Below are 11130 nucleotides of genomic sequence, written 5' to 3'. Positions count from 1 at the left end.
GTGGGGGTGGTGACTAAACCGGCGCGTCGCTTGTCTTTCAGCCGGTAGCTCTCGCCTTTGATGTTCAGGGTGGTCGAGTGATGCAGCAGCCGATCCAGGATCGCCGTGGCGATGACCTGGTCACCGAAGATCTCGCCCCAGTCCATGAATGACTTGTTCGAGGTGAGAAGGGTGCTGGCCCGCTCGTAACGCCGATTGATCAAGCGGAAGAACAGGCTGGCTTCCTCGCGGGTCATCGGCAGGTAGCCCATCTCGTCCAGGACGAGCACCTTGGGGTAGGTCAGCTGCTGGAGTTGCCGGTCGAGACGATTCTCCTGACGGGCGCGCATCAGCGTGCTGACCAGCCGGTCCAGCGTCATGAACAGCACGCGGTGACCGGCTTCGGCGGCTTTTACCGCCAGGGCCACGGCGAGGTGCGTCTTGCCGACGCCCGGCGGGCCGAGCAGCACCACGTTCTCGCCGCGTTCGACGAAGCCCAGGCCGGCCAGGTCGCGCACGATCTTGTGATCGATGCTCGGCTGGAAGCTGAAGTCGAACTGCTCCAGGGTCTTGATCCACGGCAGCCGGGCCTGCTTCAGCCGGGACTCCAGGCCCTTCTGGTGGCGCCCGCCCCATTCCTGGGCCAGGGCCTGTTCCAGGAACTCGCGGTAGTTGAGATCCTGCTTGCTGGCGTGTTCGCAGAGGCTGTCGAGCGAGGCCTGAAGGTGGTCCATCTTCAGCCGGGTCAGTAGCTGTTCCAGGCTCATTGCAGCACCTCCTCGTAGACCCGCAGGTCACGCTGTTGCACCGACAGGGTCTGCTGCCAAAGGGCGGCATGGTGCTCCGGGACGGTATGCCAGCCGGCCTGGGAGGACTGGAGGCGGTGCTGGGCGATGGCCTCTCCAGCGGCGCTGTAGACGGTGAGTTCGTCGTCCAGGCTCAGGCGGATCACCACCGCCTGGCCGCAGTAGCTATCGGGCACGCTGTAGCGGTTGCCACGCACCTCGATGTAGCCGTCCCAGCCGACCTGGCGCAGGTCGTGGTAGCGGGTATCGAAATCGCTGGCGGGCAGGCCTTGCAGCGCTTCCTGCTCCTGCGCGAAGCGCTCCACCGGCGTCTGGCGGAACTGGCGTAACGGTCGTTCGTCGGCCACGCGTGCAAGCCACAGGTGAAGTAACTGGTTGAGATGGGCAACGCTTTCGAACGCGCGGTAGCGCTGGAAGAAGTGCTGCTTCACGTAGCCGACCATGCGCTCGGTCTTGCCCTTGGTGCGCGGGCGCTGCGGGCGGCACGCCTTGGGGGCGAAGCCGTAGTGGTTGGCCAGTTGCAGGAAGCCGGCAGTGAAGATCACCCGTCGGTCGCGGTCCTGCTTGAGCACCGCCGCCTTCTGGTTGTCGACCAGTACCGTGCGCGGCACGCCGCCGAAGTGGCGGAACGCCTGCACCAGGGACTCGTAGGTATGCTCGGCATCCTGGCTCGGCGCGGCCCAGGCATGGAAGCGGCGTGAATAGCCCAGGGTGTTGACGGCGAAGTTGATCTTGCCGCGCTGGCCGGCGATGACCGTCTCGATCTCGCCCCAATCGTGTTGCAACTGAAAGCCGGGCGGGGTCTCGAAGCGCACGGTCTGCTTGCTGGGCCGCAACGCCCGCTTGGGCTGGATGTAGCTCCGCACCATCGTGGGGCCGCCGGGGTAGCCCTGCTCGCGGATCAGCTGGAAGATCACCTCGGCGTTCCAGACATTCTCGGCCAACAGCTGGTCGATGATCGGCTTGTAGGGATCCAGCTTGCTTGACCGGGGCTTGGCGGGTCGCCCGGTCGGCGCCGCCTCGCGGGCCAGGTGGCGCCGCACGGTACGTTCACAGCAGCCGATCTGATGGGCGATATCCACGAGGTGGGCGCCTCGCTGGTGGAGTTGTCTTATCATGAGAAAGTCCTCTCGGCTTAGCATGGCGCGATCTCTTGACGGTTTGGTCACCAACAAGGAAAGGTCATGCGGGTCGGGGGGACAATCTGTTGTGATGATTTATGGACTTATAGCGCCGGTGTCGACAGTGGAGCTTCTCTACCTCCCGCTCGCTCTGATCCGCCTTGACCGCATGGCCACCGAAGACATCATCCGCGCCCTCAACCAGGCGCCTCTTCCAGTCCTGGATCTGGTTGGGATGGACATCAAACTGCTCGGCCAACTCCGCCAAGGTGTGCTCGCCCTTGAGGGCCGCTAGCGCCACCTTCGCCTTGAACGCCGAGGAATGGTTCCTTCGCTTTCTGCGTGTCATCTTCTGCTCCTTGCTCTGTCGAGCAGTCTACGTCAGAAGACTCTACTTAGCCGGCCTCAATCCCTGTCCAGCCCCTTGGGTCCATCTCTCTTCGAGGTCATACTCGCCAATGCTCGGGATGTCAAGAATGTCCCTGGGCGCAAGACCGATATCAATGACGCACAGTGGCTTCAGCGGTTGCATGCCTATGGCTTGCTACGTGGCAGTTTCCGCTCTTCTCAGGAACTTAACAGCCTGCGGGCACTGTTCGTCACCGGGAGCGTCTCCATGCCTATGCCGCGTCGCATATCCAGCATATGCAGAAAGCGCTGATGGAGATGAACCTGCAGCTTCACCACGTGGTGACGGATATCACCGGCAAGACCGGCATGCGAATCCTGCGCAGTATCGCCAGCGGCCAACGAGATCCTTCTGTCCTGGCTTCCTACCGAGACCCTCGGTGCAAGGCAAGCGAAGTGACCATTCAACAGGCACTCACGGGCCATTACCGGGACGAGCACCTGCTGGCTCTGACACAGTCCCTGGCCGTCTAAGATACCTACCAGGAACTGATCACGGCGTGCGATCAGCATATCGGAGCCAGCCTGAAGCGGCTGGCGGTGGCCCGTACCGTGCCGGAGACACCGTTGCCACCGCCTCGGCATCGCGAATCGAATCCCAATGCCCCGGCGTTCGATGTGCGGGGTGTGTTGTATCGTGTCGTCGGGACGGACCTGAACCAGCTGAGCGGAGTCGGTTCCTATATGGCCCTGAAGCTGGTGGCCGAGTGTGGCCTCGACATGAAGCGCTGGCCAACCGCCAAGCACTTTACTTCCTGGTTGGCACTGTCCCCTGGTAACAAGATCTCGGGCGGCAAGGTACTGTCCTCCCGGACGCGACGTACCAAGAACCGAGCGGCGGCGTTACTACGCCTGGCGGCCGCCACCCTGATCCGCACTAATGCGGCCTTGGGTGCCTTCTACCGCCGACTCTCCAGTCGCATTGGCAAAGCCAAAGCCGTGACCGCAACAGCACGCAAGATCGCCGTGCTATTTTACAACACGTTGCGCTTTGGACGGGTCTACCAGGATCCCGGCGTTGACGACTACGAGACCCGTTATCGGCAACGGGTCCTCAAGAATCTACGCCGCCGTGCGGAGGGCTTGAGTTATGAACTGACCCCAGCGGCAACCATCGAGCTGCGGGTTTCTTAGGAAACGAAAGAAGTTCTTTCACGAAAACGTTGACGAGCAGGTTCCTCCTCCTGGGCAAGGCCCTGGTCTCAAGGTCGCTTTCCTGATGCCTGCTCACAAAACCACGAGCGACTCTAGTGGGTTCCTGCCAGACTCCTTATGTGATCGATCGAGTCACGCTTGGTCTCGGGAGCGACCTCCTGTAAACGACGAGACCAGCGCAAGGTGGACTCGGCATCACCGGCGGCATGCGCAGAGCGGGCGGCGCCTTCGAGCGTGTTATAGCGTTGTGGCCAAGTGCGATTCGAGTTCTCGTAATTAGCCAGCGCCTCGGCCGGGCGGTCAAGGGAAAACAGTAAATCTCCAAGTGCTTCATAGGGCGGGTACAGGGTACCCGGGGTAACCGGATGCTTCTCAGCGGTGGCTTCAAGCTCCCCGGCGGAACGCATCAACTCGATGGCACGCTCGTGTTCACCTTCGGCATTGGCGATCCAGCCGGCAAGAATCCGCCGATCCACTTCGATGTAGGTAGCGAAACGCTGATCGGCGGCGGACATGGCATTTTTCGCCAGTGCCGCCAGCCGCTGTTCGGCCTCGCGAGCGGCGTCCAGGTCATCGCTGTGGACGGCACCCAGTCCGCGTGCAAACCAGGTCAGTCCATCCGGCCAGGGAAACATATCCCAATCAATATAGTCTGGCGTGCGGGGTGCCATAGCCGCTGCCGCCTCCCAATTCCGTGTCTCGACAGCCAGCCTGGCCGGTATCGACACCAGGTGGTAGGCCCCGGGGAAGTTGGCCTGGTGCGGTCCGCTTGCCTGAGCCGTTTCCCAAACCTTGTGTGCGTCACTGTCCTCGCCGCGTTGGAGGTGGCCATAAACCAGATAATCGAGGGCGTGGATGTAGTGAAACGACGTTGCCCCACCCTCCTTATGATTCACTGCAACCTCAGCGGAGCGGCGATTCCAATCAATCACCTTGGGCCAGTCACCAAGCCGGACATAAATGTGGGATGGCATATGCAGGGCATGGGGCACGTCTGGAGCGATCTCAACGTAAGATTCGACGATCTCTGGCGCATTTCCTCCGCGTCCATCGGCATCGGTGGCATGGATCGTGTAATGGACTGCCCCAGGATGGGTGGGTTCGGTTTCCCAGGCAGTGCGCAGAACCTGCTCTGCCTCGTTGTGCAGCGCCTTTCGGTCGTCAGCAAATTGCCCCAGTGTGAGGCGCGAAAGCGCGTAAAACGTGGCAACGTCGAGATCCCCAGGGTAGGACGCATAAGCGGAGGCCATCCCCTCGATCCAGCCTGCCAGCCGCGCCTGGACGCGGTCGGTCTCTGGCTCGAAGAAGGCGGCGGAGGCCTCAATCAGCAATCGCTCACGCTCGTCCTCGACGTTTTCGCGCGCTTTCTCGATGGCCTGACGGCCCTGGGCGATATCATCCGCACTTGGGGTCGTGCCCCATAGCGGCTGAAACAGGGAAGTGGCTGTGCCCCAGTGCGCTATCGCGCAATCGGGGTCGGCCTGAATAATCGCTTCAAACTCGGCCTTGGCCTGGGCGTACATCATGTGATGCATCATTCCCAGTGCGTGATCGATATCAGCGCGCACATCTTCAGCACATTGCGCCTTGAAATTGATAGTACCAATGGCATTTTCGGCGTTGGCCGTGTGCTTATCGTGTGTAGCGTCCTGGAGCGCCGAAGCAGGAAGGGCAATGCTCAAGGTTGTGACAAGTAGGGCAAAGCGGAAAGCCGTGTTCATGACGACACCCCCTAGAACCATTTTAGTGGTGGGACCGGGCATGTAGTAAAACGGTCGGGGGCTGAAAACATACTGCCAGTCGTTGACCTTGCATGCTCAGCTACTACTCCAAATCTAGTCCAAGACCGGTTGATCGGCGAGAGAGGATTGCTCTGTGATCCCATTGAGCACGTACTTGAGACGTCGGGTTTCACCATCGAAAATTCAGTGCTGCTCATGCACCTTATTAGCTAATTATTTTGGAGAATATCTGCATCACGAGGATCAGCTCGACTGGGCTCGGGCCTGCGAGGACAGCGCCACCCTTTCGATAAACAAAGAGGCGCCCAGCCGTCGGGCCTACCCTGACAGATCCAGGAGGGCCCGGTACCCAACGCCGCCTGCTGACCGACCATTAAGGGTGGCTTGCGTCCAGTCTAGCAGGTCGCTCATCCCTTCCAGTCGGCGTCGCCAGGCAGTCTCGAGGCGCTGCTATCACCCAGTGCGCTTTGGCGCGTTCGACCGCCGGCTCTGAGGCATACTAAGCTTTCATTCGCTTGCGATATTCGGAGGATCATCCGCCATGACGAGTGCCACTATTCTGCAACAAGGCACGATCCACTGTTTTCCCGAAGGCTTGCGGGACGAGCGAGGGAAACTGGTCAACGCCGAGGTGTCGGCGGTGGTGCACGACGGCAAGCGACTGATCCTGGCCAGTGACAAGCCGATTCCCGGCGAGGCGCGTTCTGCGGTCTTCGCCCTGCCCATCGGCCCAGATGGACCGGACGACGCCCAGTTGCAGTACTTCACGACACCGCTGATCAAGCAGGCGGTCAAGTATGAAGACTTTGCTCTCACCGCCGATGGCCGTCATGTACTGGCCACCACGGGGTTCGATCGCATCGATGATGCTAGCCATGATCTCAATGCCTATAACCACCTGCTGATCTGGCCGCTCGGCGAACCCGATAAGGTCCAGGTGGTGGACCCTGACCCACGTGACGGCGTCGAAGGGTCGTTGGAACTACGCCATAAACTCGATCATGGCATCGGCTTCCCGTATTACAAGATCGAGGGGCTGGCGGCGATTCCCGGCGATCGCGGTGATGGCCTGCTGCTGTTTGGCATCCGCGAACAGGGGAGGGCCCATGACGACTTCGCCTACGTGAGCCGCCTGGTGGGCGCCCACTACGAGATCAGTGACCAGGGCAATCTCAGGCTCATCGACAAGGTGCGCGAGTTCTACGCCTTCGACCCGAGCCACCATGAGGGCGTACGGTACGAATGCGGCCTCTCGAGCCTCGAGTACGACCCCTATCATGCCCGGCTCTACCTGCTGACCAGTTTCGAGACCCAGCAGGACGGTGCGCCATGTATCGGCGGTTACCTATGGGTAATTAGCCTCGAGGACTTTCATACGGGACGACGCCCTTTGCTGGTGACCACAGCGGAAGATAGCCCCCTGGAGTTCGAGCACAAGGCCGAGGGCTTGGCTGTGCTGGATCATGAGCGTCTGCTCGTCGCCTACGACAATGACCGCCACTTGGGGCTGGGGAGCGTCGACGAGCGTGATGAACGACACGCCTGCGAAGCGCCGTATACCCTGCTGCGGATGACATAGTCAGGCAGATCTCCGCACGGAGTCTTTTCGTGTCTGTCGGAACGACGTCATGGAGATTCAGGCAAGTCCTGGTGGTAGCAATAGTGGAGGCATTACCCGGCCTCCTTGTCGCACACGAACATCGCCCTGCCGCCAGGCAGGGCAATTCGATGGTACTTCCCGTGCCCATGGAAGTATTTCCACGCCAAGACGCTGAGCAACCACCACCCGTCATATCCACTCGTGTTGGGGTTCACATGATCATCGATTCAGTCGTCGCCTCTCGCATTCGTCCTCCCCACCTTGCTACCTTCAAGACATCTCGCCCTCGGAAGGATCCGGCCATGTGCGGCCGCTTCGCGCTCTATAGTCCTTACCCCACGCTGTCCGATTCTCTGCATTTGCCGCTGGAAGCCGGGGAGGTGACGCCGGGCTACAACGTGGCGACGGGTACCTTTATCATGGCGGTGCGCCATGCCGATGACGAGGCACCGCTGGTGTTAGACGAGCTATGGTGGGGTTATCGACCGCATTGGGCTGAATAGTGGCTCTGTGTTGGTGCCTCAACCTCAACGTAACCCACGACGTTGAGGCGGGGCAGGTCAATCCATCATGCCTATTTCAAGGGCGCGTTTGCTCATCATCGTTGTGTGATTCCCAGCGATGGGTGGTATGAGTGGGTGCGACGTGAAGTCGTATGTGTGATTGTCCGGCGGAGCCATTCCCGACCGGACCTGCCGTCCCATCGGCAGTACCCTACGAGGTATGGCGGCCTGGTAACAAGCCGTCTAAAAGCCCTCGGACAATGTAGCCTCCGCTTTCCAGCGGGTGCTCGACTCGTGAGAGGAGGGCATGCCTGCGAGCATCAACGCGGGTCGGAGCTAGGGTGGATGGTAATGTCAGCGTATGCGAATCTCATTAATATCGTCAACCAAGAAGGATCCAAAGATGCTGATAGGGTCCGTGTTGCGGTCGGTACGGGTGTTCCATTCTCACCCGTCATGGGCATAAAGGCCGTCGGTATCTTAGAGAGACCTAACCCAATCCTGTCACACATGCGGAACATGGTAAGCCCGTATGGTTCCCGCAAGGGAAGCTCCACCGTAAGGTGCAGTGATAGCTATGCGGGTAGAGGATCGGGGAGAAAGCGAACGCAGGGCTGTAATGGTTCTGATACGGGTTTCAACGTCACCCGACACGAAAGTGGGCAGACTTCCCCGTGGTCTTACGTCACAAGAAAGCTTGATTAACTGGCCAACGAGGAAAAGCAGATGACGGCGAAAGCTGGTGCATCCTCGGACACCCTCGGTAGATGGGATGCCATACCGTGGCAGACCGTTGAACAAAGTGTTCGCCGGCTCCAAGCCCGTATTGTGAAGGCGGTAGAAGAAAATCGATGGAATAAGGTCAAGTCATTGCAGCGCCTGCTCACGCGTTCTCGAAGCGCCAAGCTACTGGCAGTACGAAGAGTCACCGAGAACAAAGGAAAGAACACCCCAGGAGTGGATGGAGCCACTTGGACGATACCCAGCCAGAAACTTCGGGGGGCCTCCGGGCTGAGGCCCCGTGGGTATCGGCCCCTTCCGCTGAGAAGGATCTACATCCCGAAGCCCAATGGGAAGCTCAGGCCCCTTGGGATCCCGACCATCAGGGATCGCGCGATGCAGGCACTCTACCTGCTGGCACTCGATCCGGTTGCCGAGACCCAAGCCGATGGCTGCTCATACGGGTTCAGGCCCATGCGTAGCTGCGCAGATGCGATCGAGAGGTGCTTCGTCAACCTTAGTCGCAAAAGTAGCCCAGCGTGGGTGATGGAAGGGGATATCAAGGGATGCTTTGACAACATAAGCCATCAGTGGATTATGCGCCATGCTCACATGGAAAGAAGGGTGCTGGAGGGCTGGCTAAAAGCAGGATTCCTTGATAATCAGGTATTCAATCCTACCGTGGCAGGAACACCACAAGGCGGTATCATTTCACCTGTCATTGCTAATCTGGCTCTGGATGGTCTCGAGAAAGATCTACGGAGAGAATTTCCAAGGAAAGGCCCGGGATCATATTCGGGTAGGGCAGCAAAGGTGCATCTTATCCGCTACGCGGATGATTTCATTATCACTGCGTCGAACGAAGAAATACTTCGTGATAGAGTGTTGCCTATAGTCGAAAATTTCATGAGTGGTCGTGGTCTAGAACTCTCGAAAGAGAAAACTAGATTTACGCATATCACCTCGGGATTTGACTTCCTTGGGCAGAACATAAGACGCTATTCTAACGGGAAGCTTCTCATAAAACCCGCTAAGAAAAGCATCAAGTCTATCATCGACAAAGTGAAGAAAATCGTCCGAGAAATGTGGGCTGCAACTGCCGGAGCCCTGATTGCTAGGCTAAATCCAGTCATCAGGGGGTGGGCTAACTACCATCGCCATGTTGTCTCAAAGAGGGGTTTCACCTACTTGGACAACGAGATATTCAATATCATTTGGCGGTGGGCCAAATCCCGCCATCGTCGCAAGGGTGCAAGGTGGATCAAGCGAAAATACTTTACCCGTTTGGGCTTCAGGGACTGGTGTTTCACCGGTTACCGTGTTGGTGCAACAACGGGTAAGCCGAGCGCGTTCCACCTGTTCCATGCCCAAAGCGTCAAGATCACCCGGCACCGGCTGGTAGCATCCGCCTTGAATCCATACGACCCGGCATGGACGTCATACGTCAGTACACGTAAGCGTCGCCTGCCTCCTGCCGCCGCGTCATTAATGATGGCGTTAGTTAAGGCTTGAGCCGTGTGAGCTGGAAACTCTCACGCACGGTTCTTAGAGGGGGGACTGGAGGTGACTTCAGTCCCCTACTCGACGTGCCAGTGGACGGCAAGAAGCAGCCGCATTTCCTGTGCCGCGAAGATCGCGAGCCGCTTTGGCTGGCGGGGATCTGGGCCGGGCGGGTGGATGGCACGCCGGGCTGCGCGATCATCACCGAGCCGGCGCGGGTCTGCCAAGGAGGTCCACTCGCGTATGCCGCTGGCTTTGGATGCCGAGAGCCTCGAGCCGTGGCTCGACCCTGACCTGACCGACCGCGAGACGATCCGCAACGTGGTGCATCACCTGGCTGCCGGGCTGATCACGCACTGGCCGGTGAGCACGCGGGTGAACCGGCCGGGGAATGACGAGGATGCGGCGCTGATCAATCCGGCTTGAGCTTTTGGTAGGGTCAATGTCTCCCACTTTCTATCAGCAATTTCCTACATGATTAATTAACGTAGGTTATCGTTGGGTCCCAGATTAGCTGGTACGGTAACGTACATAGAGCCAAGTAGGGCTCATCAGGGAAGACCGAGCAAAGGACGCTCATGCTCACAAGGATGCACGGACAGGAAGTTCGTGAGAAGCAATCATGGAAGAGAAGGCAAAAGCCCAACCTGAGAAGGTTGGGCTTTCTTTTTTCTATTTTGCTCTCCTGTTGCTATCGCGCTTTGACGTTGGCTAGCTCACTCCACCGCGTCGTCCAGCGCGGGGTGCGGTTCGCACAACGCAAGTGCCAGGCGGCGCCAATGCCAAGTCTCGCTAATCCCGACCAGACTCTGAATCTCGCCTGACCATGCATCTGCGCGACCCCTTGGCTCAGGTGAGAATCAACGGCTCCCACCTCGCCGACAATACCCTTGGCATCAAATTCTGCGAACGCGGCTCTCCATTGTTGCAATTTATTCATCGCTACGATGCGCGGATGGACCAGCAGATGCCCTCCGGGACTGTGGTCCACTGCCCGCTCAAGAGTGAGCCCCTTACTTATCGTTTGGTGAGAACTATGAACTCTCTGTGGAGGGGATGGGGACAAATGCGGGAAAGGTGGCCTTTAATGAGTGGAGAAGAGAGTGACGACTAATGAACTGATGCTAAACAATAGGCTATCTTGGCGCAGTGCTCAGCAACTAACGACCCCGATCGGCGCAATGAATCAGTGGCAGATTGGCAGGCTCAAATTATTCTAGAAGCTCGTGATAAAGCACCCGTGTCCCGACAATTACCTCGCCGAATTCGGCTGATCCCGTTTTGAGCCGAACACCTTTAAGCAGGTTCGTAATGGCTGTCCCGTCTTAGCAATGCCTCGAAATCATCTTGGCGTAGTGGGCTGGAGAACAGGAAACCCTGGGCATAGTCGCAGCCTGCGCGGGAGAGGAATTGCAATTGCTTTTCCGTTTCAGCGCCCGCTGCAACCACCTGGACGTTTATCGCATGAGCCATAGCGATAATGGCATTCAGTAAACGGTCGGTATCGCCACCCCGTCCAGCGTCCTTGATCAATTCTCTGTCCACCTTGATGCTGCCCACCTGGAACTCCTGAAGAGCTAATAAGGAGAAAGGCTC

At 58.8% G+C, this 11130-nt stretch carries 10 protein-coding genes and 2 pseudogenes; 6 read left to right on the top strand and 6 right to left on the bottom strand.

From position 1 onward, the window contains the following. The 3 genes and pseudogenes from istB to KG088_RS19155 form a co-directional block, all read right to left on the bottom strand. Positions 1-746: IS21-like element helper ATPase IstB (gene istB, locus KG088_RS19165; RefSeq protein ID WP_213828172.1), on the bottom strand; the 746-nt coding region annotated here is incomplete at its 3' end. Next, positions 743-1927: an IS21 family transposase gene (gene istA / locus KG088_RS19160; RefSeq protein WP_213828170.1), complete on the bottom strand. Its 1185-nt coding sequence runs from the start codon at positions 1925-1927 to the stop codon at positions 743-745. The genes istB and istA, both read right to left, overlap by 4 nt. Positions 1928-2024: 97 nt before the next feature. Continuing rightward, positions 2025-2255, bottom strand: a pseudogene (locus tag KG088_RS19155) (transposase); the annotation flags it as partial. 311 nt (positions 2256-2566) lie between these two features. On the opposite strand from KG088_RS19155, the gene KG088_RS19150 reads away from it, so the two are divergent. Both KG088_RS19150 and KG088_RS19145 read left to right on the top strand, forming a co-directional pair. Beyond that, positions 2567-2788, top strand: coding sequence for a hypothetical protein (locus KG088_RS19150; protein WP_213828169.1), 222 nt, complete (start codon positions 2567-2569; stop codon positions 2786-2788). 66 nt (positions 2789-2854) lie between these two features. Next, positions 2855-3448 carry a transposase gene (locus KG088_RS19145; RefSeq protein ID WP_213828167.1) on the top strand — a complete coding sequence of 198 codons (594 nt, stop codon included), beginning with the start codon at positions 2855-2857 and terminating at the stop codon, positions 3446-3448. 113 nt (positions 3449-3561) lie between these two features. Here the strand turns inward: KG088_RS19145 and KG088_RS19140 are convergent, their stop codons facing one another. Continuing rightward, on the bottom strand, positions 3562-5232 hold the full coding sequence (locus tag KG088_RS19140; protein WP_213828165.1) for a hypothetical protein: 1671 nt from the start codon (positions 5230-5232) through the stop codon (positions 3562-3564). A 520-nt stretch (positions 5233-5752) separates the two neighbouring features. On the opposite strand from KG088_RS19140, the gene KG088_RS19135 reads away from it, so the two are divergent. From KG088_RS19135 to KG088_RS19790, 4 genes and pseudogenes are all read left to right on the top strand, one after another. Continuing rightward, on the top strand, positions 5753-6790 hold the full coding sequence (locus KG088_RS19135; RefSeq protein WP_213828163.1) for a hypothetical protein: 1038 nt from the start codon (positions 5753-5755) through the stop codon (positions 6788-6790). A 149-nt stretch (positions 6791-6939) separates the two neighbouring features. Further along, positions 6940-8019, top strand: a pseudogene (locus tag KG088_RS20140) (SOS response-associated peptidase family protein). A 21-nt stretch (positions 8020-8040) separates the two neighbouring features. Continuing rightward, positions 8041-9546, top strand: coding sequence for a group II intron reverse transcriptase/maturase (gene ltrA, locus KG088_RS19125; protein WP_213828158.1), 1506 nt, complete (start codon positions 8041-8043; stop codon positions 9544-9546). A gap of 231 nt (positions 9547-9777) precedes the next feature. Then, a complete protein-coding gene (locus tag KG088_RS19790) occupies positions 9778-9960 on the top strand; it encodes an SOS response-associated peptidase (RefSeq protein ID WP_250148384.1) in 183 nt (60 codons plus the stop codon). 265 nt (positions 9961-10225) lie between these two features. Here the strand turns inward: KG088_RS19790 and KG088_RS19785 are convergent, their stop codons facing one another. Beyond that, positions 10226-10366 carry a DUF4113 domain-containing protein gene (locus tag KG088_RS19785; RefSeq protein ID WP_250148385.1) on the bottom strand — a complete coding sequence of 47 codons (141 nt, stop codon included), beginning with the start codon at positions 10364-10366 and terminating at the stop codon, positions 10226-10228. 464 nt (positions 10367-10830) lie between these two features. Further along, the coding region (locus KG088_RS19110; RefSeq protein WP_213828156.1) for an EAL domain-containing protein at positions 10831-11130 on the bottom strand (300 nt) is incomplete at its 5' end.

Origin of the sequence: Halomonas jincaotanensis (assembly GCF_018448785.1) — a bacterium.
GTDB classification, from domain to species: domain Bacteria; phylum Pseudomonadota; class Gammaproteobacteria; order Pseudomonadales; family Halomonadaceae; genus Halomonas; species Halomonas jincaotanensis.
Note: the sequence above shows the minus strand (reverse complement) of the source record. Positions and strands in the feature narration are given on the sequence as shown.